This window comes from Nitrospira sp. Nam74 (genome assembly GCF_965152615.1).
Map to the genome: position 1 here is coordinate 663465 of NZ_OZ224220.1, position 24643 is coordinate 688107.

Sequence of the window (24643 nt, forward strand, 5' to 3'; positions counted from 1 at the left end):
AAACGCCGGTGTCGGGTACGAGCTCTGAAACCATGACGTATCCCGTATGAGCGAACGAACCCACCTCCGCTCAGCCTTCAAAAGCTCGCGAAGGCACTAGATAGGCTTCGGTGTCTCCAAGAAAAGATCGAGGGCGTGTGGCAGGATTTTTTTGCTGAAGTACCTGGGACTCTTACCACGAGAAGTCGCCCAAGTGCATTTGCAGCGAGCCAGGGAGGCGCTCAATCAGCAAATCGCAAAGGCGCTGACTCTCGCGTTCGGCGATGACTCGCTTCCACTTCACCAGTTTCAGGGCGTGGGATTTCTTACAGCGTCACCGGTGATCGACCATTATTTAAGTGGCCCAGCAGGCCGGTCCAGACCGACCATCGGGCAAGCGCCTCAACGATACGACGGGCGAAGTTAGTATCATCAACATCAATATCTAGTTCTTATTGACGACCGCTTTCCTTATCAAAAATGGCACCATGCCAAGACCGGTGGCAAGTAAAAGCGATGTGGAGGGTTCGGGGATGACCGCGGATCTGGTGGAGGGGTCAACGAAGGCCACGCCCGGACTCCCCACCTCACCGAACCCAACAAAGCCGAGGTTGAACGATTGACCGAAGCCTGCCACATTGAGTGGGGTAAAGATCCCGAGCATTTCCACGCTGCTCACCTGCTGTTCAAACACTCGGAAACTACCGAATTCGGGATGCCGCGTCAGAAAAATGAAATCGGCATCAGACTCGGGGTTGCCGGTATTGGTGGTTTGAACGAGTGTCAAATTTTCGGTGACCGTTTGCGTGAAAAGGGGATCGCTATTCAGGCCAGTGGTATGCAACCGCATATCAACCGTGTCGATTGTGTTCGTGGTCGAGCTATTTTGAAATTGGAGGAGTCCGAGCACAAAAGGCACGCCCACCGGCACCGAAAATCCTCGTCCAGTGAACGCCAATCCGTTTGGCGGATTTCCAGGATCGGGATTCCCAAAAAAAATCGAGCTCGTTCCCAGGCCGCTACAGGTGGCTGGAGGGCACGCCGGGCTGGGATTGAGAAACTCTCCCCCGCTTGTTCCTGAGCCAATGGTTTGTGCGCGCGCGGCACTGAGAAGCGCACCGAGACTGCAGGCACAGACAGCCATCATCAACAGCAAATGCTTTTTCATAGCGTCCTCCCACAGGTTACGCAATAATCTGCACAGACTGGGGTACGGACGCCCATCCGAAAAGTTAGTATTTTGACTAGGGACGTTACGGTGGTTTGCCTATCGGCAAGATTTTTACGCTATCGAACTGCCGAACTGTATCTTAGGTATAGATTTTACCGCCAGGATGTCTATCGCTTGCTGTGCGGTGAGCCCGGTAGAGATGAGTACGTCGAGCTTATGCGGATCGACGGCGAGCGGATTCTGGGGAGCAGCAGCGCGAGGATTGCGGCGGCAAAGCTCCATCAACATGTCGAGCACTTCACGTTTCGTCGAGGCCCTTCGCGACCAAGACTTCCACAGGGCTTCCAGCTCCCATGCATTCGGCAGAGTCGTCACCAACTCTTTGCCATGAGTTGTTCGGCCATAGGTGAGCCAAGGGCGACTTGGGGTGGTCACCATTTTGGTCACTAGGCTTAATCTATGACTGTTGTCGGGTCTCACGAGTTTTGGCACCATGCACTCTAGCAATATCAATGACTTACAGAAACTCGTCCACATTTATTTGGCACTAGATTTCGGGAATTCTTGGCACTAACCGGAAATTTTCCCGCAGAACTTGGCACTGGCTGCCCATTAGGGGTGTCAAACGAAGCGTGGGAGATCTCTTCTAGGCAGTTTCTGGAGAGTCGGCTATGTCACAGCGTACTCAAACCGTCACTATTCACCAAGCAAAAACGCAGCTCTCTGATCTGCTGAACGACGTTGTTGCGGGCAAGGTCGTGATCATTGCCAAGGCCGGTAAGCCGATGACGAAGCTGATTCCCATCAAATGTCAAAAACGACGCCGGAAGCCCTGATTTTTGAAAAGCAAATTCACCCTAGCGGCCGATTTTGACGGACCTCTTCACGCACTGCAGGAAGATTTTGATGGAAAGACATGAGACTGTGCCAGATTTATCTGTGGTGAGCGCTTGGAACAGGCAAAGTCTCTCTCAGGACTAAGTTCAACTTTTTGAGGTTCTTCAGTAGGAGCTGGTCGGAATTGTCAAAGTAAACGGTACGCTTTTTCTTTGTGGATCTAGTCATCGTTGCGAGGCGGGCCTCGGATTGCGCGATGAGCGCTAAGGATTTGTCAATGCCGCGAACGGTTTTTTGTGTGGCACGGATCACTTGTTTGGCGAATTGATCCAAGAGCTCTAGATCTTCGGGCGCGATATACCATTCTTCGGCTTGGCGAAGCAGTTCGCCCATGGTAAGGTTCGCAGCCTTCGCCTTTCGAGCAAGACGACGTTCTTGTGCCGGGCTCATTAAGACAGTCACCTGGACAGCAGATCTCCGCATACGGAATCCTGAATGCGACGATAAGCGTACGTGCCACGGTCTATCATACAGTATGAAGAAGGAAAGCGGACCAATTTCCTTCAAGTCGGATGACTACGATTGCGTCAATCCTTCTCTTGGCTCGCATGACATGCGCCGAACCTCGTAACGGCGCTGAGTTTCAGCTCTACATGCCATAGGGATTTATCCGTCTTGCTGGCCCCCGTTTCACACGGCAAGATAGAGGGCATGCAGTATCTCTCATTAATCGCCACGATGGTGTGGCTTTGTATGACAACAAGCGGCGTTTTCGCCAAATCGAATCCCCTTATGGGGCCACCTAATTGAGGAGCCCTCGCCACCTGATCCCAAGGCGAAAAGAAACAGTACAACGTAGTAGTGCAGAGAATCACTACCGGGGACTCTGGATTTCTGGGGATCGAGACACTTTGATTTCAGAATTAACAGGGCACCGGATGGCGGTGAATCTCCCACAGTATGTCTGTCAGAAAGGAAGATCATCTCATAGCCGTTTGGCTCTCCAAACTGCCGTTGCACCTCCACCAGCTCCGATCAGATTCATCGTTCCCGTGAGGTCGTTCCCCTATCCTGAAAGAGTTCCTTCAAAAGTGCCGTGCATGCCGATCCCAAGTTCTAGCTTTACCCCATCCCACTTCGTGAAGTCATTCGGGAACCACTGTTGATAGGGAAAGCCGCCCAAAAATTTTCCTTGCCACCCGTAAAATCTCCTTCCATCCGACACAAGGCAAGCATCCGAGGAAAACTACCGGTACTTTTCCAAGAGCCACACAGCCGTACTCGCTTTGCCTGCCATCCCCCGGCCATCGATGAGCCGGCGAAAGTCCCGGTGAGATAACCTCCGTTGGCCATCGCATTACAAGTGACGCGAACGCCGTCTCGCAGTACAAAAGCAAATTCGAGTACTTCGTTTTGCCAACGAGGATCTTCTAACTCAACGTGACCCTCAATTCCTTCGATGTATCGGAGCACACTCCGCAAGGGAAGAAGGCAGCGTGCTTTCTTGGGTTCTGAGAGAACCGGCATGCAATCGGTCACGCGCACGATCCCGTCTTCCGTCTGAAATTCTGTCATCAAGACGGCCGTTGAGCCTTGATAGGAGCGACGGGTAGAAAAGGGACGAAGCGGCGTGATTGAAAAATACCCGCCATGCTTGTGATCGAGCAAACGATTCAACACGGACGGACTGTCGAACTGTGGAAGACAAAGCCAATCCATCGACCCCGTCTTCGAGACCAGTGCGGCGGTTCTGGAATCCCCGATCAGCGCATAGTCCTCAATGTTGCAGATGGGCAACGTCATACCGCGATTCCCCCCGAAAGGATCTTCTTCCGTATTCGTATTATAGACTCCGATCGGGAATACTTCTGAAAACGTATTGAGGTGGCTTCTGCAGTTTGCAAACGCAGATTTTTCACAGCTCTCTGCGGGACAATGGCTAGACTTTCAAGAGGAGTTCCGTGAATTCCTAGATCACGGGCCCCCCTGGGAAACACAGGAATGCTAACGAGAAGTGACTATGTCAGACGATGTCTGATCCACGACATCAAAGCAATTGAGGCCAATTTGACTGAGAAACGACCTTCGTCTTGGTGATGTACCAGACAGAGCGCCATTCTTGTTGTATTGACGCGATGTCACGGGGATAGCTTACTCTGCCCCGCGTGAAATTATTGAAGCAGGGACATACAATGGAAAAGAGCGGAGGTTTTCGGTATCACCGCAGTTTTACTTTAAAACGACTTGTCGCTAACGACTATCCATGGATAAAGCTACCTGTGATGAGAAAGGCGGTTGGCATCCTTTCTGGGATCTTGACTCCCTTGGTACGATTACCTTCTCTGGAACACGGACCTACCCCGTAAGACATCTCCGCTATTGGTTTATGAGTCATTTGCTGAGGCTCGAAGAGCTGCGCCTTCAGCATCCTCTTTCCGTGTTAGAGGTGGGTGTGGGGAACGGTCATCTTTTGTTTTATATCAAGTTCATTGGGAATCGAAGAGCCTTCCTCGTTCGCAAAGGATACGGACCTGGGATGCAGCAAGTCGTCGGTTTGATCCAGTACTAGTGTATATCGGGTACAAGCACTTTGTTGAGATTGACGTGGAACAGTCAGTGGTTTCCTTTACTCAGCCTTATGACGTCCTAATTTTATTGCACTGGAGCACTTACGTGACCCAGAAGGCGCGCTTGAACGTGTGATTCGCTTGCTGAAGCCCGGTGGGATACTGATTGGGGGCGGTCCGACATTACCAGACTGGCTGAGGACGACGCGGGAACGTCAACTCCGGAAAGACGCTGAGCCGTTCGGCCATGTGTCCGTGATCTCCTGCAAAAGGGTCAAAAAGGTAGCGTCTGAACTGAACCTTCAATTGGAATTCCTAACGGGTGCGTATTTTCTGCGTATGAGCGGCCGCCTAATTGAGCGGTCAGCACTGTGGACACGACTCAACCTGTTATTTGTGGCTTGTTGCCTCAGTTGGCCGGGGGAATACTACTGGCAGATGGGCAAAAGGTGATTTCGAGGCTCAGCAAAGACGGTCACGAGCCTTCTTAAACGTCACCGTCCTTCTCCTTCCTCGCTTGCATCCACCCACGCTTTCGCTCGTTCCAATGCAACGGCCTTCGCCCGAGCTTCCGTGACCTGTAATTCTCCGGTGACAATAGGGTATGCGGCGGTCATGTCTTTCGACCATACCATGGCAAGCGCTTCCCATCCCCCGTCGGCATGTTGGATGGCCGAGCTGACTTTGATGGTGTAGCCTTTGTACCTAACGTCCGGCATGAGGCCGTCCCATTCATTTCAAGGCATGGTAGGCTGCAGGAAGAAAAGGTGTCAACGGAGGGCAACATGCCAGACGCGTATGCCGAATCCTATGAGGTCGTGGTCAAGATTCATTTAGATGGGAATCAGTGGGGAGCTGTCGTAGGGCCCGATCCGATTAGTGGCGTGGCGGGATTCGGTTATACGGTGAACGAAGCCATGGTGGAACTGACGAAGCAGATGGACTTCTACCATCGCAACTGGGAAGAGTTCGCCGAACCGGATTAGGGAGCGAAGGTCTCGCATGCGGACCAGAGTAGCTCAATGATCGCTATGGAAAAGGACCCTGCTCGCTAGGGAAGCGCCGCTATTCCAAAATTGATATGCCGTCCTCTCCGACATAGACTGTTGTTCCCGCTGCAGTCACCACCTTCTCTGCAAGCTTCCAGCATTCCAAGATGCCGATGATATCGCCCTTCGTTAGGCTATCGAAAAAGGCCCGCGCTACGGTGATGCGACGAGGGGTGCCGTCATATTCGAAAGCAAAGTCAGTATTGATCTCCGTGGCATGGCTCACCTCTTTTAAGTGAAACGCTTTTTTCAAAAAACGCCGAACCTCCTCAATATGTCCGTTGTGAATGTTTCCCATCCTCTAGACTCCCACTTGACCAAAAGAGGTGAGTGGTGAGTGTAACGTTGGTGACATTACTTACAATGAGCGGGTAAGCAAGCCGGATATAGGCCTATGTCCTTGTAGGATCAAGGATCAGACTGCATGACCGCATGACCGCATGACGGATTCGGATCATTGTCATAGAGCCAAACTACTTACAAAGAATAGCCCAAATTGGTGATTGACTCGTTAGTTATTTTATGGTCTTGTGGCGCAGGGCCGGTCGGCTAAAGGGATCTAGAAAAGGAGGCCGTCATGCCCTATCGCATTTTCATCGATCCGCTTCCCCGTGACTTTACTTCTACTGACCTTGCCGCTTTACTGCAGCCGTTTGGCGGGGTTCTCTCAGCCGAGGTCGCGTATGACTCCTTAGGTTATTCGTTACGATTCGGCCATGCCGGGATGCGGACTGAGGAAGCGGCCAATAACGTCGTGAAACAGCTCGACGGGAGAGTATTTCATAACGCGCCGCTGACCCTAGTTAGGACTGAGGATGGAGGAGGAGCTTTTTGGGATCAACCCGCCGTGCATAGGTTGGCATCATAGGCTTGAAGTAGCACATTCAGTCTACCGCGTATGTTGATGGTGCCTTCGGTGCATACCACAGGAACCCTCCTGCCCAACACCTCCGATGACAGGATAGCCCCATTGGGCGATAGGGTGCTGTCCCTGTATCACATCATCGCCCTCGATGACTTTGCCACACTCAGAGCACACCATGAGATCCTCGCCGTTCTTCAGCCATGATTGCTTCGGCCTTATTGACTTGACGTAGGGCTCACAGAGAAACTTTCCATGGATGTCCGCACGGCCAGCCCATGAGGCCGCTTCGCAGAAGCCGCACGCACGTGCGGTTCTGGTCCAGATTGAAAGGGCATGACGGGATTATAACAGGTGGGAACATCGCACTTCTCCAGACCACGAAGGCTACTAGTCAATGGAGATGATGTTTGCTTGAATCGCGGCCCTCAATAGTGCACCGGTACTCTTGGCGCGAACCTTTGCCATCATCGCGGCGCGATGCGTTTCCACTGTTGTAGAGCTGATCTGTAACCGCTCAGCAATCTGGCGGCCTTTCAAGCCTTTCCAAATGAGCTGCAGAATTTGTCGCTCACGAGGCGTGAAATCTCGCGGGCTGCGGGAAGTGGCAGGCCTAGTCTCTTTCGAGCGCATAGTGCCTCCTCTTTCTCCTCGCCAGCATATGCGGTTCTTCACCCTCTGTCTGTCCATCCACTACGTGCTCATCTTGTCGGCCGTCATGGCAGGCGCCTAAATTTTACCTATGGACTAGCTCTAGAGCTGGGGCCACGTTGAAAACGGAATGGCGGGCTGTATCAGAGGGGATGGCTAGGCCGCGATTTTTGGCACCTACGATGGTACCTACGTTGCTATGTGGCTCTGCCTGTTTCTGTCATTTAACGTAAGCACACGAGTATTGGCTTGTATTTGGTGCGCCCGGCAGGAATTGAACCTGCAACCCCCAGATCCGTAGTCCCTCTCAAATTCTTAACGACTAATGATGATCAAGAGTGAACGACTGTGATGAAGTCCATATTATTTCAACGAACTACGGCCTTAGAAGTGTGATCGGGGACGATTAAGGCAGACTGACACTCGTAACCAAAACCGTGCCTAAACCGTGACCAGAACCGTGCCTGACGGACTTACTATCTGTGACGCTATCGATAAACACTTTGGAGGCGTTGGCGATAACCACGCCTTGCGAGTACGAGCGTCACGAGACCAGAAAGGAGCAGCCATCCGTTGACGGCTCGGGCACTGTCCGCACGAAGGCCGCCCCGATATATTGCGTGCCTGCTCCGTATTGCACGTCGACCGTCAAAACGTCATCGAGGCGCTGTCATTGTGTCCACGAGCCGGACGAGATCGATGTTCTCGTCTTATGGCCGCGTGACGTCGCCATGAAGGATATCTGCGGGAGAGGATGGGCGAGCTTCTCGTGGGTTACGTCTTCGGGCCCACGCCCACGTAGGGGGGCGCCGAACTACAATGGCTCAGGCGGCTCCGTACGGCAGCCTGGTAAATCCTCATGGGATTCACGTCCGCCTGCGCCCCTTCCAGAATGGCGCGCATGGGCCGGCAGTTCCTTCGACTGATCGTACAGCATGGTGGCTAGGCTTGCCAAATACATCTTCGAGACGGTCCAAGAAGCCCGAAGGCGCGCGAGGTTGTTGACGGTGTTGATGATGGCATAGAATTCCACAAGGTGGTCGACCAGAGCGTTCCACGATTCTGCTGATTCCAGCATGGCGTAGCCCCAGGTTTGCGCGTCAAGTCGCTATCGCCCTTGGCCCTACGCCTGAGTTGAGGGAAGCCGTGGCGATTGATTATTAGAATCGTTTCCCAACGGTACGGTCCTCTTGCTGATATTCTAAGGCCATATCAAGCACACCTCTCGCAAAGATCATATCTGGCGGACAGACCGGTGTTGACCGTGCCGCACTCGACCTGGGCAGTTGAGAATGGGATTCCCCATGGCGGCTGGTATCCGAAAGGGCGGTGCGGCGGAAGATGGCACCATCCCTGAGCGGTATCGTCTGGAGGAAACGCCAGAGCATAACTACGAACAGCGGACTATGTGGAATGTCCGTGACGCGGATGCAACGATGATCGTGACCGTCGCAGGGGAACCAACTGGTGGAACGCTTCTAACTCGTCAATCTGCGGAAAGTATCTGTCGGTACTGGCTGCATGCCATGCCGAACGGCGATTGGCGACAAAAGATAAGAGACTTTTTTCGAAAGCATTCAATTCGCGTCCTGAATGTGGCAGGTCCGGCGCCTCTCCGAAGCAGGGGGCATCGAACCCTTGGTGCAAGAGGTATTGAACGAGATGAAGGCCATCAGCCTATTCAGAAAACCCATCCCGAGCCTTCCTGGTAATTGATTGGAATATCAACACCTAAGGAAGCGATATAGGGCTATACGGAAATCATTCGTTTTTTGAAAACCCTTCAAGTGACGCGCTGTGTTAGCTTTGAGCATTCCAAGTCGCAAACAAAAGGTTCTCAATCTCTCTACGTGTCACCGGATTCTTTTGCAACATGGCAGCTAAGCTCTCTCCATCGAGCAGTTGCACATGATTCACATTGGCTTGCGCTCGAGCTACGGCATTGAAACGTTGATTTGTGGCGGCCACCAAGGAGAACTTAACACCGGGATGACGAGCGACGTACCCAGCCGCTCCAGCCACGACGTCTTTGACGGCTTGCCAACCGAGCTCCTGGCCTTCGCGAGAAGAGCTTTTGCACTGAATCAGGATGCCTTTCATACCGTTGATAGCTACCACACCGATCCCGCCGTCTCCCGTCAGTCCGATACACTTTCGTGTAGCCATGTTTGCTCCAGAGGACAGCGCAGAAGGCCTCGAAGGCATCTGGATCCATCGAAGAAATATCATGGGCTTTTAGCGGCTCGCTGCCGAAGGCACTACCTCCATCGACATCCTCTAAGTCTCCAAAATCGGATAAGCTGATGTCACCAGCACCGTTGAGCATGTCCTTGGATAGGTCCCGCTTCCAGTGGAGAAGCTGGTCAAGCTTGGCGTCGAAAGTCGTGAAGTCATCGGCCACCACCACTGGATAATATAAGGATGAGGGGGCCTAGGGCCCCATACACCTTTGCACCCTGGTCGCTCGACAACGATCCAGGCGTTTTTGGATCTGAATCCACACTATGAACCGACAATCCGATGCATATTCTCTGGAGAAAAGAATTCCGGGATCGGTGCTGTGCCGATCATTGTTCCCAAGAATCGGTCAGTTTCAGCCTGATTGTGACGCAGAGCGGCAAACAATTGCTGCATTTCGGGCGAGGGTGGCTCAAGAGCCGCGAATTGGCAGGTGTACTCATACATAGGGAACACGTCCTCGTTGCGTCGTCGCTCATATGTTGCGAGCGCTTCCTCGAACGGTTGCTGTCCGGAAAGCCCGACGTCAATCGCCTCGGCAAGAAGCTCAGCGCCGCGAAAGGCGTCAATGATTCCTTGACCCGTGACCGGGTCCTTGTGATACCCGGCATCTCCTACTAAAGCCCAACCCGGTCCATACGGTTTACGGAAGAAGTTCCGCAGGTCCGCCGTGCCAATGAATGGCTCCTCGCGCCTGCCCCGTCTCACGCGCTCCGCAAATTCGGGGCCGAGTTCAAGCGTCCTCATAAAATTCCCTTCAACATCTTCACGAAAGCGATGAAATTCCTTATTGGTCCAGATCACGGTTATGCAGGCGAGGCCGTCGTTGGTCGGCATGCCACCGAATGCCCGGCCGTGACGAGCATGAAGCGTTGGAGTCTCAACCGACGTGCCGCTCCAGTATGAGTAATACCAACAGGTCAGGGCCGGCTTGTCGTGATAGACCGGGGCTTGAACGGCACGGGCTACAAGTGAGTGCCTGCCGTCTGCTCCAATAACCATGCGGGCGCCTTCGTTCACCGTCGAACCGCGCTTTGTGCGACCGCGGATACCTGTGATGCGGTCTCCCTGTGTAAGCAGTTCTTGCACCGTGATTCCTTCCCGCAATTCTGCACCTGCATTTACGGCCGCATCGACGAGGATATGATCGAGGATTTTACGTCGAGGCATGTAGAATTCGGTGATGCCATCAGCGGGCGGCGGTTGGCCTGTGAGCGTGAATTCACCAATATCGAATGCCAGTCTGGAGAGCGGCGGGCAATTGGACTCAATGATCCTATCCAGCAGTCCCCACCGTTTAAGGTAAGCAACCCCAGGCTGCCAGACAATGTGGGTTGACATGGTATCACTTGGGAAAGTGGCTTTGTCGACAAGCAACACCCTATAGCCCTTCCCGGCGAGGAGCATCGCGGTCGGTGAGCCGGCGCAGCGCGCACCAATGATAATAACATCGTACATGGCAGGCCTCGTAGAGGGATGATCGAGAGGCTGTTTTTTATGTCGAATGTGTCGTCAAGTCAATCCGGGGTTTGCGACAAAGAGGATGAACCGCCGGCTGACGGCGTGGGGGATGTCACGAACGAAGGGGCCCGAGAACAGTCATCAAGTGGTGAGCATAATTCGATTGCTAGTTGACCCATCGCGCCGTCGCGCCCCTCTGCTACCGTGGGAAGGATGATGTGGGGTGGAAGTGTGGGCTGCCAGCGGGAGTGAAGGTCCAAGAAGCAAATCGGGCTTTCCCGCAATGTAAGATGCGAATACCGCCCCTACCACTTCCCGCGCAGGCCTTTTAAGACTGCTGGCGGTTTCTGAGTTTCTGTATTTCGCCTTCCAGTTGCTGTCTGTCCTTTTCACACTCGATCAATTTCAATTCTCTGCCTACAACAGCTTCTTCAAATTGGCGCGACTCGGCAAGCTTCTCTTGCAATTCCTCATTTGCCAACTCCACATGCTTCAGACGCGCACCTAATTGCTGGTTCTGACGCTGCAAGTGGTTCACGGTGATCCGGGCCTGTTGCAAGCGAGTGGACATTCTTAGGATCGTTTTAATCATGGCGAGAAGTTTGGCACTATCTGCTGGTTCATACAGATAGCCATCGGCCCCGGTCGCCAGCCCATTGATATAGTCGTTCTCGCTGGTAAACCACGCGGATGCCATCAGGATAGGCACAGACGAGTCAACGCTCTTGATCTGCTGACACACTCTAAAGCCGTCCATATCGGGAAGCTTCACGTCGAGCAGAAGAAGATGAGGCCGATCAGTCTGGAATGCCTGTAACGCTCCTTGTCCCGTTTCCGCCTCTCGGACCTGATAGCCTGCCTGACGAAGAACACGGCCCCAGACATACCGAGTCGCTGAATCGTCGTTGACGTTCAGAATTGTCGTTTCGGCGGGGGATATAACGGGCATCATCCACCTTATATGAGCGTATATACCGATGGCAGAAGCTAGCCACTCTGTCCGTAAAGGTCAATAGGACCTCCCCATTTGTTTGTGTTATCTACATTACATTTGCCTTACGGATACAGTCATCGGTTCATTGGAGAAGGTAGGACCTAGCAATCTTTCCGGGGTGGTGCTTACGTCTCTCTCTTTCCCGCTTTAAACAAGGATGAAGAATGCCAGGCACACACACACTTCTCGATTTTTGCCAGGTTGAGGCTGTAGCGCGGAGGGTGTCTCTTATTGCTCGCCGGTGGACGGTGAAGCAACCTTTTGGAGTGTCTGACGGAGCCGTTCCTGTATTGCGTGGGACCTTCTGCGGGCCTGTTCAACGGCCTTCGGATACCACGTACTATCGTCGCCCAGCACTTGCTCTGGTCTGCGGCGCATCTCTGCCCGCAGCACCGCCCGATTCACGACAGAGAGAAAGGCATCCGGGTCTACCGGCTTGTGAAGGAAGGCATACGCACCACGCTGAGCGGCGAGGTGTTCTAGTTCTGCGGTCCCGTAGCCGCTAATAAGAACCACAGGCGTATCCGGGCGTACCTCATGGCACTCGTATAGTAACGCAATCCCGTCGAGACAGGGCAGCACAAGGTCGCTTACCACGACATCATAATCCTGCGTCCGTATCGCCTTTAATGCGGTTTCAGCATCGAATGCCATTTCAACGATGAAGGTCGGACAGTGACGCAATAGCAGTTGCCGTGAGGCATAGAGGAACGTCTGGTTATCGTCTACGAGGAGGATGTGTGCCACATCGGAGGTGTAATATACATTAAAGAAAAAGCGCGTCGGGCCATCCAGCAGGTTGGTAGTTATGTTTTCCTTACATCCTACCTCTATGACCGCACCGGCTCGCCCTTGACTTATCCCTTTGCAATGATTTTCGGTCAGCGCACTGAACTTAGCGACCAAATACTTACATTTCTTAGGGCGTGTAAGAGGTCTACGGACTATGTCAAACGCTGATGTCTGCTTATTGCTACGGCGCAAATAGCTTACTGTGCAGACGACAGTTAAACGTTCCTTACTCGTTAGAGGCATACAATGGCGGGCGAGCATGACCGGCCAGAAAACGTGGCTGAGCGAGTGCGAGCGGATGAACGCCATCGCCTTAGTCTCTACCTGCACGATCACGTCGCGCAAGTTCTCACGCTTGCCAAGTTGCAAGTTGGCCGTATTCAACAGGCTCTCGGAGAACCTCTAGATCCGGCGAAGCAAGCCCGGCTTCAAACCATCGTGGATTCGTTGATCCCCGAGCTTGATGCGGCTATGCGAGCCGTAGAAGAAGAGATGTTTCTTCTCAACCCGACTGGTCTCACCGAAGTCGGTCTCACTCCCGTGCTAGAACAGGAATGTGTGACGTTTAGTCGGCGTACAGGGATTCCGTGTACACAACGCTGTGAACCTCTCGACGTGGACGCTGAGCGCGGCGCTTTAGTCGTGCTCATTGTACGGGAGGCGTTGGCGAACATTGCCCGACATTCCCGGGCCGCGAATGTTGAAGTGACACTGCAACAATCCGGGGAACACGGCATCCTGTCAGTCCGAGATGATGGCATCGGGATTGACTCGATTCGCATAACAGCCGCCGAGAGCTTTGGTGTACGGGCAATGAAAGAGCGAGCGGGAACACTACGAGGGGAGTTGACTGTCACAAGCAGACTCAATGAAGGCTGTCACATCACATTATCGTTTCCACTGGCCCTGCATTCGGGAAATACTGCCCTCCCTGACTGAGGACCTTCACGGCCTCAAAAAGTTCGGTGCTCAGCGTGGCCTTTGAGACAAACCCGGAGGCCCCCGCGTCTTGCCAACACTTGGCGGGGATATCAGTCGCAAAGGAAATCGCCAGGATAGGAAGATTGGGATAGCGGCCATGCACCTCTCGCACGCTTTGGAGTTTGGTGCGTTGAGGGAGGCAGAGATCAAGAATCAGAACATCCCATTCGTGGAGCCGTAGTTGGTCCCATAATTCTTCCACGCTTGCCGCTTCGCCGCATAAGACCTTGCCCTCTCCGCAGTATTCCAGTAAAGCGGCACGAAGGAGTTGATGCATGACGGCGAGGAGGACACGGAGCATAGGAGATCGCTCTCCCTAGATGATGTCATATTTACCTATACGCTGGCTGCGTGGATGTCGGTGAGGCAATCAAAAGAGAAGACTAAAATTATTACTGCTGTGGCTCTAGCACAATCTGGTAGGGCCGTTAGGTCCTATACGGTATGAGTGTCAGATACGCATTGGGTTGCGTTAGGAATGAACGGAACCTTTATGGATGAGAGCGGAGAATGGGATTTGATTCAGGGCTTCTCAACGACAATGCGCTTCAAGAAAGATTCACGGGACTGTTGTTGCATCAGAAGCAGTCGTTGTTGAGCCACGTCCAGACGAGCTTCGGCCATGTTGACATGCTGCCAGAGCCTGTCGAGCGAGGTCTCTAAAGCTGCGACGCTCTTGGCATTGAGTTGCCGCGATACGGAGACTATCTCTTGAATGCGCGTATGCTGGTTAGGCTGTTGCTGACTGTCCGCGATCAGCCGCTTCAAATCTTCCACGCGCCTCTTGAGACGTTCGGTCATTAACCGACGTATCCGTACCTCTCTCGCTAGATCATAGATGTTTAAGGCGAGCGTGAGGGCAGTTACCAGCTCTTCACGGTGAAACGGCTTCCGCAGCACATCATCTGCCCCCATATTGATGGCCTGCGACGCCAGAGCGGCATCGATATGGCCGCTAAAGAGAATGACCGGCACATGGGGACGGAGCGCCTTCGCTTCCCGTAACACGGCAAAGCCGTCCAGCTCGTTCATTTTGAGGTCAGTTACCATCGTCGAGACGTCGTGCTTCTCCAAATGGTACAGGGCCAAGCGAGGCGACTCAAACGGATGGACGCGGACATCCGGCAAATGTAACTTCATCAGGCCGCACACGGCTGTCAGCAGAGCCAAATCATCATCGACGACGATAATGGATGGATGTGGCATGTAGGGGTTTAAGCTAAAACGATCTGTTTTTGATAGCAATGGATGAAAAGCTTACTTGTTAAGGGGGAGTGGAGGGCTGCTTCGTAGTCCTCTTACGGATAGCCCCCTTCAACTCTGCTAGTGCCTGAGGCCGGCCAGGATATGTCATGATGAGGGATGGCACAGAGCCTGCCGCCCATCAAAGTAAACTGCCCGGACTGCTCCGGCGTCATTTCCGTGGATCGAGACGACCAGAGCGGCCACCTTCGCTACGTCTGCCAAATCGGCCATGCCTACTCCGTCCAAGAGATCGCGGAGGCGAAGGAGAAGCAGATTGAGAATGCCGTCTGGACGGTGCTGAATCTGCTGGAACACGCCGAACTGATCTATGGTGACCTCTTGCAGGAAGCCGGACGAGGGAAACTGACACTCTCAGAGGAACCATTGGAGGCCAGGATCAGACAGTCGGAAGAGCAACGGCGTGAGCTCAGAAGTCTTCTAGAGCAAACGCGCCGCCCGACGGTGGGCGACGTGGAACCCATACCTGGCACGTCTACCCCATGACTAAGACGATCAATGCCGACCTAATTAAGCGCGATATCGTTGTGATTGGGGCATCAACAGGCGGCGTGCAAGCACTTATCAACCTCTTTCAGAAGCTCCCGTGTCCACTCCCCGGAGCCATTGCCGTGGTCCTGCATCGACACCCGTTATACAATGTCGCTCTACGACAAGTGTTAGGGCGAGCCACCTCACTACCAGTCATCGAAGCGTCTGACGAAGGCCGGTTCGAGTCGGGGGGTATTTACCTGGCACCGCCTGACGCGCATATGGAGCTAACGGAACAGGGTCTCCGGGTACATCGCGGCCCGAAGGAGCATTTTACTCGACCCGCCATTGATCCCTTGTTCCGTAGCGCGGCGGCAGTCTACGGCCCGCGTGTCACTGGGCTTCTGCTGTCGGGTGCTGGAGACGACGGCGTTCGGGGCCTGATCCATATCAAGGGCGGCGGTGGCCTTTCGCTAGTTCAAGACCCTTCCGAAGCGATGATGCCCTCCATGCCGATCAACGCCTTGCTCTACGATCATGTGGACCTCGTGCTGCCGGTGACCGAGCTGGCGTCTATACTTATTCCACTGATGGGCGGAGAACAAGTTGTCTCCCCGGCGGTGTCTTGGCATTGAGCTACAGGGTCGTCTTGGGCTGGATGTGAGGTCAGATAAGGATGCTGTTCACGATATTGTATTACCGTCGAATCGGCTCGCGAGATGGTGACAATGGTGACGTGAAAATTAATAACCTTGGAGTTTTTTGGAGTCGAGTTAGTGTAATAGACACTTTTGTCAAAAGACGCTCTCCATCCTCACCGTCCTTACCGTTTGACGTGGCTTAAAGCGTAGACGCCACTGCGACAAAACTTTCGTGGTTCGTTTGATGGTCTAGAAATACGGTTGTGTTACCGTTGTCACGAGGCCAAAGCCGGGTTGGCAGGAGAATTCTAAACGTCCTGAAGTCAAAGCTTCAGGATGGGAGAAGGCTCAAACTGACAAGACTTTGACCTCTTTTTTTTGCCCCTAGCGCGATAAATACTTTTCCACGATAGCGAGGACGGGCGCCTGCGTAACTGTCTAAACACCTCCCGTTGAAGCTGGAAGTGTAGAAGAGCATGAAACACCACTGGGCTCATTAACTTCCGTGCATTCGTCGTCACCGTCCCCTTGAGAATCACTTGGTTCAATGACCTCTTCTACCTGGCCGTTAGCTTTAACGATTTGCTTGCGTTTCTTCTTTGCCTTACGAATCTTCAAATCCTCAGTTAAGACCTCGGGGTTAAGCAGGCGTCGTAGAGAGGTAGCTACATCTTCCAAATCCAACCGCACGTCGGACTTCCTGCGTAATTCCCGCTTTATTCGGTTCAATACTTCCTCGGTGAACAAAGCCTTGACCAATGACACCGGGCTCAAGGTCTTCTTTTGAAGCCAGAACGATTCGAGCGTCCCATCCAACACGCTTTGCCTCGATAGAAGACTAAGGCACCGCCACACTTCTTCGAGATTGGATTCAGGCGTCAGATTCACCTCGAAGGCTAGATCATGCTCTATACCATTTGTCTCGAAGGTCAGATGGTATAGACGCCAAAAGATGCCGGTAGTTAGGACGACCCAGCGAATACCGGCACGAGAAGCATAATTCTCAGCCTGCTCAATGTGCTTGTCGGACAAACCAATCGGCATTGCCTTGGCCTCAACTGAGAATTTCACTTCTCCCTTTACCTTGATGGCGACATCGCAATACCTATCCCGGACTTGAAACTCTTTCGTTATCTCGGAGAACAAGTCGTATTCCAAGACATCCGTAAAGAATTTCGTCAAATACATCACTGTATCTGCCTCATTGATATTCCTATGGCGTCCGTCCTCAAATAATGCTGCGTATTGCAGTAATGTCTTCTTCAAGGCCTTTCCATGGCGTCCTCCAACAATATCAAAGAATGCGATTGTTGCTTCAATCTGCCAAATAGCAAATGCTTCTAAGTATGCCGATGGGACGGAAGGCGTTATGGAGTTGTCCACCACGGGGGTGACAATGGTGACATGGAAACTAATAAGTTTGGAGGAAGGAAGGAATAGCTATAAAGAGAAATTCTTCAGTTCTCATCATGCTCACACCCATATCCTTGAACACAAGTCATGCAACAAGCCTAGCCCCTTGAAATGCCCGAGTCAAACTACCTGGTACGTGTATCCATACTCCAGCCACTAAAGTACACCTCCAGAAGCATACCAGCTTTTTCACGTAGGGTAGAAGCACAAAGTAGGCGATGCCGGCGAGAAGAACCTGGACTAAGGCGGTCAGCACCACGCCTTTCACGACGGCCGTCATCGTCTGATCGAGCTAGGTAAAAAACTGCTGCTTATGTTTCGGTTGCAGAGGCAGTAAACGATACCCGCCCTGATAGAGTCGTGCGCCATCACGAAGGAGAAAAAACAGTGTGAAGAGCATGATGAAGAAATCCATCGCAAATGCAGCGGCATTTAACGCAAACCCGGACAGCCTCGTCAAGACGAACCCGCCCATGCCCTGGACCCCTTGGACAATAGATTCCTCGATGGCCCCCCCTTCGGCGATATACGGGCCGATCTGCTCCTGAATCACGTCCCCGCCCACGGGCAACGCCCCCAAGTACTGCGGCACTTGTTTGAGCCCCCGTGCCCAATCCACGTGCTTGCCGCCATATACGCCACGATGCTTTGCTGTAGAGGAGGAACACAAAGACCACAGGCAGCACGCCGAGCAGCATGATGCCGCTTGTCACGAGAGCGGCTGCCAGGGACGCCCGCCCGTTGAGGAGTTGGTGCACTCGCCGATAGAGTGGATAGGCGATCCGGGTCAACATAACGGCCCACAGCACGGGCACGAGGAATGGCGTGAAGATGAGAGCGATTTGATAGAGGAGAAGGACTAAGATGGTAAAGAAGGCAAGGCCGAAAATGTGTGCGGGTTTCATTGAAGGCTCCTCTTGTGGCCTACGCTAAAACACAGCCTCCGGCCCAACTCCGCACATGTAGGCAGCGCCGCGTATTCGATCCATCTGTGATGGGTGAGCCGCTTTCCTCAGGGGGGAGAGGAGAGCGCCGCGCTGCGGCGGCGCTCCCCCGGTCCTTTTCCCCTCCCGTTGTTGAGGCGGCCTCTGCGGCCACCGCTTCGCGGCTTAGCTTACAGCCGCGTTTCAGATTAGGAGGCCTGCTCGACGTCTACGTCTTTACGGCGCACGGTGTCGCGCACCGTTTCCGTCCGTTCCGTATCCGTCTTGTTCACGACCACTTCTTCGACCACTTTCGCCTGCTTACTCACGATGGGCTCTTCCGCAGTCTCCGTAATCTCGATCGGCGTCTCTGAGGCTCTGAAATCGGAGGCGGTAGCGGCGCGATTGGCCGGCCGGCGCGTGACTTCGACCTGCTCTTCATGGAGGGTCACCGATTCCTCCACCGGCTGTTCCGTCACGGCGGTATAGATCCGAACGCCGCCGCGCCGTACGACACGCTTCCCAATGGCTAACTCTTCCTCCACGACCGGGATGGCGATCTGCTCCGTCGGATTCCATCCGGCACTCCTCCATTCATGCGCTCGCGTATCAATGTCGACCGCGTTGTGATCGGCGAAGATACCCGCGACCTCGTCGACGCGACTGTCGTCGGCTTGCGCCGACAGGAGTGTGCCGCCCCGCCGAAGGCCCTCGTGATAATACGGGGGATCCTCCTGGTCCACGCCCATCCCGAACATCTCTTTGAGCCGGTCCCACCAGTTCCCCCCACGGTTCGACGTCATCTCGGCGTCGGCTGAGCGCGTAAAGTGGATCTGGGGCGGTGCAATACCGATTCTCTCCAGTGCCGCCTGCGCCCGCACGGCTTCCTGCTGTTCATCAAATAGTCCTGTGACGATCGTTGCCATTTCCGAACCTCCAATTAGCTCAGGTTCGATGTGGTACTACGATCCGCCATCCTATCAATGCCGGGTGGCCGACGCCTATCGGAGCCGTTCTGTGTTTCCCTGATTGGTTCGATGACGTGGCGGGTGATACACGTGCCTACGTACGACCGCTTCAGCGGCCTGGCCGAGCGGTCTTCCTCCTCGTTGTCGCCTAGGGGTGTGAACGCAGGATAGTCTGTCGCCTCTTCGACAGCATTTCCCGCCACTGAGTGGCCCACACCCGCTGATACTCAAAGCGCAGGACCGGATGCTATCGTGAGGGTGTCGCAGTTCAGGTCTGAATACGAGCGGATGAAACCGGCCTACCCACACGGTTATGACCAGGCAAAGAGTGGCCGGGGGTCGAGCTGGAGTGGTAGAGCCACAAGCCGAACATTCCTGCGAGCAGCGGCATAAAGGCGACGGGGTTCAGTATCGCGATGCCGTGCGGTAGGGTGGGAACGGGCGCACAGCGAGGAAAGGGTGAGGCCGATACGGCCCGTCCTGACACCCCTCTCGCTGTTGCTCGCGGCCCCCCATGGGAGGCAAGCTGCAGCGAGACGTCCGCATCCAAGCCGATCAGGAGGAAAGTGGGATGACGGTATCAAAAGACATCGACACGGCCGGGGCGTCGCCCGATCGCAAGCCGTCGGACGAGACAGTGGTGCCAGTTGTGCAGGAAAAGCTGCATGTCGATACACAACGTGTGGAGACCGGACGTGTTCGGCTCACGAAAACCGTCCATGAGCGTGAGGTGGTGGTGGAGGAGCCGTCCGTTCAGGAGGAGGTTCAGATCGAGCGCGTGCCCGTGAATCGGTTTGTGGCCGAACCGGTCGGCGTGCGCTATGAAGGCGATACCACGATCATCCCGGTCATCGAAGAAGTCGTCGTCGTTGAAACGCGATTGCGGCTAAAAGAAGAGGTGCGTGTCACGAAGCGCCAAATCACGACGCCGTTCAGTCAGCCTGTGCGCTTGCGTACCGAAGAGGTGGCCGTCGAGCGGCTCCCACCTCGCCGCAACGGGCCCGGCACAGAGGAAGGATCGCCATGAAACGCCCAAGGCATCTAACACCATGGAGGAGACGAGACATGACGACGGAGACTTCGGTAGCTCAAATGGAAGCGACACTCCAACAGGCGGCCTCCACGCTCGCCAATAAAGCAGAACAAGTCACTCAGACGCTCGGGGCCAACGTCGAAGCGGCCGCTGAGGTGGTCCGTGACCGTCTCCCCCAAGAAGGGCGGATGGGTCAGGCCTCCGCAGTACTCAGTGATCAACTCTCTGCGGCGGGCCGGTATCTCCAGCAGCAGCGGTTACGGGACATGATGGCGACCATGGAAAACACGGTCCGGCAGTATCTCGTTCAAGCCCTCTTACTCGGGGCAGGACTCGGGTATCTCTTGTCCCGTCTTCACAGGAAGTAAACCATGCACGATTCGACGACTCGTTCGACTCAGACCAGTCTGGCACGATTAGCGGTAGGATTGCTGTCGGACCTAAAGAGGCTGGCCGTGCAGGAATTCCGATTGGCATCGGATGAATATAAAGAGGAACTCGGGAAAGCCAAGACGGCCGGGACGTCACTCGGCGTCGGCCTCGGGTTGGTGGCGATCGGTGGCCTGTTGCTCATCTTAATGCTCGTGCACCTACTCGCAGCCCTGGGGTTGCCCTTGTGGGCCAGCTTTGGGTTGGTTGGTGCCCTTCTCGTGGGGTCTGCTGTCTATCTGCTGAAGCAAGCGATTACAACCGCCCGCGAGATTCATCTGGTCCCGGTGCGATCCATCCAGACGGTGAAGGAGGACCTGGCATGGATGAAGAAAGAAGTGACCTCAGCCAGGAAATCTCTGGCACTCTCACTCGACCGGGCCAAGGAAGGTTCCGGTGGGTCGTCGTGACTCTCGGCCAGGGGCCACTGGTCCCTTCGCCGGATGCCAGCCGCGGGAAGCCGGATGTCTAGATTAGGAGAGAAGGAGTGAAAGCGCCCGTTTCGCCTACCGAGCCGCACAGAGATCCTTGATACGCCCGCCGACGGATCCTTCGATGACATTGTGAGAATTGTACGGGATATCTGCGAGAGCCAATTGCAAAACTCGGGGAACGCCCGACACTATTCAGTCTCAGTACCTTGGTTTCCTCAGAGGTTCTGTATTTTGGCAAGGCCTTCCGGCACCGCCGGAAATGCGACCCTTTACACCGCAAGGACTACTTTGATGAGTTGACAGCAGAGAATAACTCGGCACCGTGCCTTGGTACACTCACCGTCGCCTCGTTAAGAACGCGAATAGTCCTACCCCGATGATGACAAGGCCAATCACGATAAGCCCTGATGGCGGGCGCACCCGGGCCATGAGTTGCATGCGACGGAGATCCATCCGCCTTGCTAACTCACCGAGAGAGAGTTGCTTCTCTGCGAGAGGAAAGATTCGCTCCTCCCGTTCAGCGTGCCGTAGTACCGCTTCTTCCAAGGCTTCAAGCCGTGTGCGAAAACCCGTTTCCAGTACACCGGTTTGTTGCAGTTCGTTCAGACGATGCTTGATGCCGTCATGCTCGCGCATCGCCTCCTCCACGAATCGGGAACCTTCGTCTCCGCCGGCGCCCTTGAGGGCTGGATAGAACAGTTCTTCTTCCAACGTGGCATGAATGAGCAGGTTATCGGCAAGTTCCTGCAGGAGAAGGCGTTGCGCCACGGCGGAATCCGCCGCCAGGCATTTCTTGAAGAGACCTTTAACATACAGGTGATCTGATGCCAGCATGTCTAGTGGATTGCTCAGTTTCTGTCTCAGCGTCGCCATACCTACCCCCTTACACTGCTATGGTAATCCGGTTCCGTCACTTCAATACCCTACGTCGGGCTGACGATACTCAACCCGGCTGTAACACAACATCGGTGAGCTTTTCATCAGTAACGTCTGACTCGCCTCTTAGGGATTACCGATTCTATGGTCACTCAATCGTTAACTGGGCCGTGTTCCCGGGCCGGACCGGGCGCTCGAAGCGGGGAATAATGATCTGAAAGAACGCGTTTTGGACCAACCGCATCGCAGCCTGCCAGGCGTCGAGCTGTGCGTTCTGTATTGTGCCTGTCACTTGCACCTTGGTGGCGGCCTCCTCAGTCTCAGTGTTCTGAAGAAGCTCCGTCGCACCCCCGACCACCGCCTCGTAGGCTTTGTGGATCACGCCCTTCCCGCGTTCCTGATCGGTGTCGTACACGTCGAGGTCCCGAATAATCGGCTTCACATAGCCCGCAATCTTCCCGTGCTGCACCTTGAGCTGCGAGTACACGGAGAAGTCACCGCCAGCGACATCGATCTTCCCATGGGCCATGAGGAGATCATTGAGCATCTTCACTTGCGACCGTACCAGACGCACACTGAGGTCAAAGTCGGGGTCCTTGGGGTCGGGTCGAAACAAGCCTCGGATGTTGAGGTCGCCAGTAGCCATGAAGCGGCCCTGCGCCGTCAGTTCGGCAGCCTTGTCCTTCAGGCGCGTGCTGAAGTTGCTCAGATCGGCCGACAGATCGGTCACGAAGACCCGATACGGCGGATCGACGCCCGCATGGACGACGCCCAGTTCGCACTTGGTGAGCTTCGTGCGATCAATCCGAATCTCCGCCGCCGGTTCCTGAGCGGCCTCGACGGCCTTCTGCCCGCCTTTCTTGGCCGCCTCCTTTTCGGGCTTCGGGGCGGCAGGCTCGTACACATAGTTGGCGACCAGGTTCTCAAGAGCCAGGTCTCGTAGTGCATACTGTTTGCGCCACGGTGCGTATTCGACGTGTCCGTCGAGGGTTAGGATGCCGCCATGTAGCTTGGTGTGATAGCGGTCGGCCACCGGGGCAAGGGGTTCTAAATCAACATGTCCGAGGTGGACATCCACGGCCCCGGCGGCATGTGGTTTCGCCAAGACGTCTACCGCGCCATCCACCTTCAACTCACCCCCGTGTGGTAGGTGCGCACGCAGCGTCACTGGTGCAGGGTAGTCGCCCTGCTGGGCTTTGGTGTTGTCGAGTGGCCCGACGTCGAGCCGCACGTCGTCTAACTCCAAGACCGGTTGGCCCTGGGACTCAAAATAGGCGACCCTGCCGTTTCGGACAGCGAGCGTCAGCCCGACCCGCGGCAACGCGACGACCTTGTCTTGCCACACCTCCAGCTCGTCAGCGGTTGGTGCGTGCTCGCGCACATTTTCCTGCACCGGACCACTTTGTGGCCTGGTCACCTGGATAGTTGGCCCGTCCACGAGGAGATCACCCATCACTCGCGCCCGGAGTAAGCTACTCCACCGCACCCCCGCTGTGGCCCGCTGGACGGTTATGATCGGTGGGTCGGGATGGCCTTTTTGGGCCACCAGCACATCATGCAGGTCCATAGAGAGACGCAGTGGATGCAGTGTTAATCCTTTGATCTGGATGACGTAGTCGGTAGCCCGGCGATTCGCTTCTTGCTCGACGTAGGCTCTGAGGCGATCTTCGAGCAGCGAGGCGGCGATGAGGGCGGTCACGACAAGGATGGCGATGAGTCCCAGGAGTACCCACAGCGTCTTTTTGAGTACATGTCTCGCCATAATGCTCCTGGGCACCAGAGGCAACTGCTCGGCAGACCCAACGGGATTCAGGGAAGCCGTTACGCGGCAAGGGCATTCTCGTTAGAGATAGCCATATCGTTGGCTAGGCCCATGTTTGTTCTGCTCCAGACAGCACAATCGTATTTCAGGGGCCGAACTACTGACTGTCACAAACAAACATCTCCTATGGAATGCTAAGTATATAGCAAAATGCAGACCGTCGGGAACGATCGTGATGCTTGAAAACGCCGCATCTTTTGCACGGGCAGCGAGGCGAAGCGTTCTAGCAAAGACAAATGGTGCCGGATCACGATAACAGCAGAGAGAGGGCGCATCTCATTGCCCGCTAATCCGTTGTAGGTACCGAATAAAAGGAGACTTGCCTACGTGTTATAGACGGAGACGGAGTACTCTTACATAGCCAGCCGGACGCATGGTGCCTTCTCCTTGGAGACCGGGATCTCCATATAGAGCTTCTCGAGGAGAAGGGTCTCAGTGGCTGAATAGATGCGCGCCAAGTTGACTTGGTCCAAAGTGGCCTTCTGGACTCACTCGGGTTCGTAGAAGTGAGGGCTCAATTGGAAGAGACGTTTGGCATCACCATTCCAATGGAAAAACTACACATCGACAACTTTCGATCAATTGCGGCAATCGCCGACTTTGTTATCGCCCAACAGAGAAGTCAGGCCTCGAAGGAAGGAATTAAATCCCCGACCCGCAAAGAGGAGTGAGGGATGGCTGTAGGAAAGTTATCGAGATGATGGGTAAGAAATAAAAAAGCCGACCTCATGCGAAGATCGGCTTTTCTTGGCCTCACCAGTTGGTAGGTGGAGACCACTCAGCGCCAA

31 protein-coding genes are annotated in these 24643 nt (G+C 54.5%); 12 read left to right on the forward strand and 19 right to left on the reverse strand.

Annotated elements, in window-relative coordinates:
• Window positions 1–151: 151 nt before the first annotated feature.
• The gene (locus ACWHYZ_RS03240; RefSeq protein ID WP_447985854.1) at window positions 152–406 is read left to right on the forward strand and encodes a hypothetical protein; all 255 of its coding nucleotides are present in this window, start codon (window positions 152–154) and stop codon (window positions 404–406) included.
• An 18-nt stretch (window positions 407–424) separates the two neighbouring features.
• On the opposite strand, the gene ACWHYZ_RS03245 is transcribed toward ACWHYZ_RS03240, so the two are convergent.
• Together ACWHYZ_RS03245 and ACWHYZ_RS03250 are read right to left on the reverse strand one after the other, a co-directional pair.
• Window positions 425–1147, reverse strand: a complete 723-nt coding sequence (locus tag ACWHYZ_RS03245) for a choice-of-anchor K domain-containing protein (protein WP_447985855.1) — start codon at window positions 1145–1147, stop codon at window positions 425–427.
• Window positions 1148–1261: 114 nt separating this feature from the next.
• Window positions 1262–1597, reverse strand: a complete 336-nt coding sequence (locus ACWHYZ_RS03250) for a hypothetical protein (RefSeq protein WP_447985856.1) — start codon at window positions 1595–1597, stop codon at window positions 1262–1264.
• Window positions 1598–1821: 224 nt separating this feature from the next.
• Here ACWHYZ_RS03250 and ACWHYZ_RS03255 point away from each other — a divergent pair, with 224 nt between their 5' ends.
• Window positions 1822–1986 carry a type II toxin-antitoxin system Phd/YefM family antitoxin gene (locus tag ACWHYZ_RS03255; RefSeq protein WP_447985857.1) on the forward strand — a complete coding sequence of 55 codons (165 nt, stop codon included), beginning with the start codon at window positions 1822–1824 and terminating at the stop codon, window positions 1984–1986.
• A gap of 97 nt (window positions 1987–2083) precedes the next feature.
• On the opposite strand, the gene ACWHYZ_RS03260 is transcribed toward ACWHYZ_RS03255, so the two are convergent.
• From ACWHYZ_RS03260 to ACWHYZ_RS03270, 3 genes are all read right to left on the reverse strand, one after another.
• Window positions 2084–2470: a hypothetical protein gene (locus tag ACWHYZ_RS03260; protein ID WP_447985858.1), complete on the reverse strand. Its 387-nt coding sequence runs from the start codon at window positions 2468–2470 to the stop codon at window positions 2084–2086.
• A 639-nt stretch (window positions 2471–3109) separates the two neighbouring features.
• Entirely contained in the window at window positions 3110–3790 is a 681-nt protein-coding gene (locus tag ACWHYZ_RS03265) for a trehalase-like domain-containing protein (protein ID WP_447985859.1), read from the reverse strand.
• Between the two features lie 1258 nt (window positions 3791–5048).
• Complete coding sequence (locus ACWHYZ_RS03270) at window positions 5049–5273, reverse strand: hypothetical protein (RefSeq protein ID WP_447985860.1); 225 nt, start codon at window positions 5271–5273, stop codon at window positions 5049–5051.
• 66 nt (window positions 5274–5339) lie between these two features.
• On the opposite strand from ACWHYZ_RS03270, the gene ACWHYZ_RS03275 reads away from it, so the two are divergent.
• The gene (locus ACWHYZ_RS03275) at window positions 5340–5540 is read left to right on the forward strand and encodes a hypothetical protein (RefSeq protein WP_447985861.1); all 201 of its coding nucleotides are present in this window, start codon (window positions 5340–5342) and stop codon (window positions 5538–5540) included.
• A gap of 79 nt (window positions 5541–5619) precedes the next feature.
• Here the strand turns inward: ACWHYZ_RS03275 and ACWHYZ_RS03280 are convergent, their stop codons facing one another.
• Window positions 5620–5901, reverse strand: a complete 282-nt coding sequence (locus tag ACWHYZ_RS03280; RefSeq protein WP_447985862.1) for a hypothetical protein — start codon at window positions 5899–5901, stop codon at window positions 5620–5622.
• Between the two features lie 279 nt (window positions 5902–6180).
• Between ACWHYZ_RS03280 and ACWHYZ_RS03285 the strand changes: the two genes are divergently transcribed.
• Complete coding sequence (locus tag ACWHYZ_RS03285; protein WP_447985863.1) at window positions 6181–6471, forward strand: RNA recognition motif domain-containing protein; 291 nt, start codon at window positions 6181–6183, stop codon at window positions 6469–6471.
• Window positions 6472–6855: 384 nt separating this feature from the next.
• Here ACWHYZ_RS03285 and ACWHYZ_RS03290 read toward each other — a convergent pair whose 3' ends face one another.
• Together ACWHYZ_RS03290 and ACWHYZ_RS03295 are read right to left on the reverse strand one after the other, a co-directional pair.
• The gene (locus ACWHYZ_RS03290) at window positions 6856–7098 is read right to left on the reverse strand and encodes a LuxR C-terminal-related transcriptional regulator (protein ID WP_447985864.1); all 243 of its coding nucleotides are present in this window, start codon (window positions 7096–7098) and stop codon (window positions 6856–6858) included.
• Window positions 7099–7930: 832 nt separating this feature from the next.
• Window positions 7931–8194 (reverse strand): hypothetical protein, encoded by a 264-nt coding sequence (locus ACWHYZ_RS03295; protein ID WP_447985865.1) that lies wholly within the window; start codon window positions 8192–8194, stop codon window positions 7931–7933.
• A 226-nt stretch (window positions 8195–8420) separates the two neighbouring features.
• Between ACWHYZ_RS03295 and ACWHYZ_RS03300 the strand changes: the two genes are divergently transcribed.
• On the forward strand, window positions 8421–8828 hold the full coding sequence (locus ACWHYZ_RS03300; RefSeq protein WP_447985866.1) for a YpsA SLOG family protein: 408 nt from the start codon (window positions 8421–8423) through the stop codon (window positions 8826–8828).
• Between the two features lie 88 nt (window positions 8829–8916).
• Here ACWHYZ_RS03300 and ACWHYZ_RS03305 read toward each other — a convergent pair whose 3' ends face one another.
• The 4 genes from ACWHYZ_RS03305 to ACWHYZ_RS03320 form a co-directional block, all read right to left on the reverse strand.
• On the reverse strand, window positions 8917–9282 hold the full coding sequence (locus ACWHYZ_RS03305) for a restriction endonuclease (RefSeq protein ID WP_447985867.1): 366 nt from the start codon (window positions 9280–9282) through the stop codon (window positions 8917–8919).
• 336 nt (window positions 9283–9618) lie between these two features.
• Entirely contained in the window at window positions 9619–10812 is a 1194-nt protein-coding gene (locus ACWHYZ_RS03310; protein ID WP_447985868.1) for an NAD(P)/FAD-dependent oxidoreductase, read from the reverse strand.
• Window positions 10813–11143: 331 nt separating this feature from the next.
• The gene (locus ACWHYZ_RS03315; protein WP_447985869.1) at window positions 11144–11767 is read right to left on the reverse strand and encodes a response regulator; all 624 of its coding nucleotides are present in this window, start codon (window positions 11765–11767) and stop codon (window positions 11144–11146) included.
• 270 nt (window positions 11768–12037) lie between these two features.
• The gene (locus tag ACWHYZ_RS03320; RefSeq protein ID WP_447985870.1) at window positions 12038–12556 is read right to left on the reverse strand and encodes a response regulator; all 519 of its coding nucleotides are present in this window, start codon (window positions 12554–12556) and stop codon (window positions 12038–12040) included.
• A 291-nt stretch (window positions 12557–12847) separates the two neighbouring features.
• Here ACWHYZ_RS03320 and ACWHYZ_RS03325 point away from each other — a divergent pair, with 291 nt between their 5' ends.
• Complete coding sequence (locus ACWHYZ_RS03325; RefSeq protein WP_447985871.1) at window positions 12848–13540, forward strand: sensor histidine kinase; 693 nt, start codon at window positions 12848–12850, stop codon at window positions 13538–13540.
• On the opposite strand, the gene ACWHYZ_RS03330 is transcribed toward ACWHYZ_RS03325, so the two are convergent.
• Complete coding sequence (locus ACWHYZ_RS03330) at window positions 13485–13883, reverse strand: response regulator (protein WP_447985872.1); 399 nt, start codon at window positions 13881–13883, stop codon at window positions 13485–13487. The genes ACWHYZ_RS03325 and ACWHYZ_RS03330 overlap by 56 nt on opposite strands.
• Before the next feature lie 221 nt (window positions 13884–14104).
• The gene (locus ACWHYZ_RS03335) at window positions 14105–14788 is read right to left on the reverse strand and encodes a response regulator (protein WP_447985873.1); all 684 of its coding nucleotides are present in this window, start codon (window positions 14786–14788) and stop codon (window positions 14105–14107) included.
• 156 nt (window positions 14789–14944) lie between these two features.
• Here ACWHYZ_RS03335 and ACWHYZ_RS03340 point away from each other — a divergent pair, with 156 nt between their 5' ends.
• Entirely contained in the window at window positions 14945–15331 is a 387-nt protein-coding gene (locus ACWHYZ_RS03340; RefSeq protein WP_447985874.1) for a hypothetical protein, read from the forward strand.
• Window positions 15328–15951, forward strand: a complete 624-nt coding sequence (locus tag ACWHYZ_RS03345) for a chemotaxis protein CheB (protein ID WP_447985875.1) — start codon at window positions 15328–15330, stop codon at window positions 15949–15951. The genes ACWHYZ_RS03340 and ACWHYZ_RS03345 overlap by 4 nt, the downstream gene beginning before the upstream one ends.
• A 444-nt stretch (window positions 15952–16395) precedes the next feature.
• Here ACWHYZ_RS03345 and ACWHYZ_RS03350 read toward each other — a convergent pair whose 3' ends face one another.
• The 3 genes from ACWHYZ_RS03350 to ACWHYZ_RS03360 all read right to left on the reverse strand — a co-directional run bounded on the left by ACWHYZ_RS03350 (window position 16396) and on the right by ACWHYZ_RS03360 (window position 19219).
• Complete coding sequence (locus tag ACWHYZ_RS03350) at window positions 16396–17343, reverse strand: type I restriction enzyme HsdR N-terminal domain-containing protein (RefSeq protein WP_447985876.1); 948 nt, start codon at window positions 17341–17343, stop codon at window positions 16396–16398.
• Between the two features lie 319 nt (window positions 17344–17662).
• Window positions 17663–17989 carry an AI-2E family transporter gene (locus ACWHYZ_RS03355; RefSeq protein WP_447985877.1) on the reverse strand — a complete coding sequence of 109 codons (327 nt, stop codon included), beginning with the start codon at window positions 17987–17989 and terminating at the stop codon, window positions 17663–17665.
• 513 nt (window positions 17990–18502) lie between these two features.
• The gene (locus tag ACWHYZ_RS03360) at window positions 18503–19219 is read right to left on the reverse strand and encodes a YsnF/AvaK domain-containing protein (RefSeq protein WP_447985878.1); all 717 of its coding nucleotides are present in this window, start codon (window positions 19217–19219) and stop codon (window positions 18503–18505) included.
• Between the two features lie 556 nt (window positions 19220–19775).
• Between ACWHYZ_RS03360 and ACWHYZ_RS03365 the strand changes: the two genes are divergently transcribed.
• Genes ACWHYZ_RS03365 through ACWHYZ_RS03375 form a run of 3 tightly spaced genes read left to right on the forward strand, consistent with a single transcriptional unit; the run spans window position 19776 to window position 21133 of the window.
• Window positions 19776–20288 (forward strand): DUF2382 domain-containing protein, encoded by a 513-nt coding sequence (locus ACWHYZ_RS03365; protein ID WP_447985879.1) that lies wholly within the window; start codon window positions 19776–19778, stop codon window positions 20286–20288.
• Between the two features lie 38 nt (window positions 20289–20326).
• A complete protein-coding gene (locus ACWHYZ_RS03370; RefSeq protein WP_447985880.1) occupies window positions 20327–20662 on the forward strand; it encodes a hypothetical protein in 336 nt (111 codons plus the stop codon).
• Between the two features lie 3 nt (window positions 20663–20665).
• Window positions 20666–21133: a phage holin family protein gene (locus tag ACWHYZ_RS03375; protein ID WP_447985881.1), complete on the forward strand. Its 468-nt coding sequence runs from the start codon at window positions 20666–20668 to the stop codon at window positions 21131–21133.
• A 360-nt stretch (window positions 21134–21493) separates the two neighbouring features.
• Here ACWHYZ_RS03375 and ACWHYZ_RS03380 read toward each other — a convergent pair whose 3' ends face one another.
• On the reverse strand, window positions 21494–22030 hold the full coding sequence (locus ACWHYZ_RS03380) for a hemerythrin domain-containing protein (RefSeq protein ID WP_447985882.1): 537 nt from the start codon (window positions 22028–22030) through the stop codon (window positions 21494–21496).
• Between the two features lie 151 nt (window positions 22031–22181).
• Window positions 22182–23795, reverse strand: a complete 1614-nt coding sequence (locus tag ACWHYZ_RS03385) for a DUF748 domain-containing protein (protein ID WP_447985883.1) — start codon at window positions 23793–23795, stop codon at window positions 22182–22184.
• 524 nt (window positions 23796–24319) lie between these two features.
• Between ACWHYZ_RS03385 and ACWHYZ_RS03390 the strand changes: the two genes are divergently transcribed.
• On the forward strand, window positions 24320–24526 hold the full coding sequence (locus ACWHYZ_RS03390) for an acyl carrier protein (protein ID WP_447985884.1): 207 nt from the start codon (window positions 24320–24322) through the stop codon (window positions 24524–24526).
• Window positions 24527–24643 lie beyond the last annotated feature (117 nt).

Bases quoted from the DNA above. Each gene is read 5' to 3' on its own strand.
- ACWHYZ_RS03245 (WP_447985855.1), bottom strand. From the start codon at position 1,147: ATGAAAAAGCATTTGCTGTTGATGATGGCTGTCTGTGCCTGCAGTCTC.
- ACWHYZ_RS03255 (WP_447985857.1), top strand. From the start codon at position 1,822: ATGTCACAGCGTACTCAAACCGTCACTATTCACCAAGCAAAAACGCAG.
- ACWHYZ_RS03260 (WP_447985858.1), bottom strand. From the start codon at position 2,470: ATGCGGAGATCTGCTGTCCAGGTGACTGTCTTAATGAGCCCGGCACAA.
- ACWHYZ_RS03265 (WP_447985859.1), bottom strand. From the start codon at position 3,790: ATGACGTTGCCCATCTGCAACATTGAGGACTATGCGCTGATCGGGGAT.
- ACWHYZ_RS03270 (WP_447985860.1), bottom strand. From the start codon at position 5,273: ATGCCGGACGTTAGGTACAAAGGCTACACCATCAAAGTCAGCTCGGCC.
- ACWHYZ_RS03275 (WP_447985861.1), top strand. From the start codon at position 5,340: ATGCCAGACGCGTATGCCGAATCCTATGAGGTCGTGGTCAAGATTCAT.
- ACWHYZ_RS03280 (WP_447985862.1), bottom strand. From the start codon at position 5,901: ATGGGAAACATTCACAACGGACATATTGAGGAGGTTCGGCGTTTTTTG.
- ACWHYZ_RS03285 (WP_447985863.1), top strand. From the start codon at position 6,181: ATGCCCTATCGCATTTTCATCGATCCGCTTCCCCGTGACTTTACTTCT.
- ACWHYZ_RS03290 (WP_447985864.1), bottom strand. From the start codon at position 7,098: ATGCGCTCGAAAGAGACTAGGCCTGCCACTTCCCGCAGCCCGCGAGAT.
- ACWHYZ_RS03295 (WP_447985865.1), bottom strand. From the start codon at position 8,194: ATGCTGGAATCAGCAGAATCGTGGAACGCTCTGGTCGACCACCTTGTG.
- ACWHYZ_RS03300 (WP_447985866.1), top strand. From the start codon at position 8,421: ATGGCGGCTGGTATCCGAAAGGGCGGTGCGGCGGAAGATGGCACCATC.
- ACWHYZ_RS03305 (WP_447985867.1), bottom strand. From the start codon at position 9,282: ATGGCTACACGAAAGTGTATCGGACTGACGGGAGACGGCGGGATCGGT.
- ACWHYZ_RS03310 (WP_447985868.1), bottom strand. From the start codon at position 10,812: ATGTACGATGTTATTATCATTGGTGCGCGCTGCGCCGGCTCACCGACC.
- ACWHYZ_RS03315 (WP_447985869.1), bottom strand. From the start codon at position 11,767: ATGATGCCCGTTATATCCCCCGCCGAAACGACAATTCTGAACGTCAAC.
- ACWHYZ_RS03325 (WP_447985871.1), top strand. From the start codon at position 12,848: ATGGCGGGCGAGCATGACCGGCCAGAAAACGTGGCTGAGCGAGTGCGA.
- ACWHYZ_RS03330 (WP_447985872.1), bottom strand. From the start codon at position 13,883: ATGCTCCGTGTCCTCCTCGCCGTCATGCATCAACTCCTTCGTGCCGCT.
- ACWHYZ_RS03335 (WP_447985873.1), bottom strand. From the start codon at position 14,788: ATGCCACATCCATCCATTATCGTCGTCGATGATGATTTGGCTCTGCTG.
- ACWHYZ_RS03340 (WP_447985874.1), top strand. From the start codon at position 14,945: ATGGCACAGAGCCTGCCGCCCATCAAAGTAAACTGCCCGGACTGCTCC.
- ACWHYZ_RS03345 (WP_447985875.1), top strand. From the start codon at position 15,328: ATGACTAAGACGATCAATGCCGACCTAATTAAGCGCGATATCGTTGTG.
- ACWHYZ_RS03360 (WP_447985878.1), bottom strand. From the start codon at position 19,219: ATGGCAACGATCGTCACAGGACTATTTGATGAACAGCAGGAAGCCGTG.
- ACWHYZ_RS03365 (WP_447985879.1), top strand. From the start codon at position 19,776: ATGGGAGGCAAGCTGCAGCGAGACGTCCGCATCCAAGCCGATCAGGAG.
- ACWHYZ_RS03370 (WP_447985880.1), top strand. From the start codon at position 20,327: ATGACGACGGAGACTTCGGTAGCTCAAATGGAAGCGACACTCCAACAG.
- ACWHYZ_RS03375 (WP_447985881.1), top strand. From the start codon at position 20,666: ATGCACGATTCGACGACTCGTTCGACTCAGACCAGTCTGGCACGATTA.
- ACWHYZ_RS03380 (WP_447985882.1), bottom strand. From the start codon at position 22,030: ATGGCGACGCTGAGACAGAAACTGAGCAATCCACTAGACATGCTGGCA.
- ACWHYZ_RS03385 (WP_447985883.1), bottom strand. From the start codon at position 23,795: ATGGCGAGACATGTACTCAAAAAGACGCTGTGGGTACTCCTGGGACTC.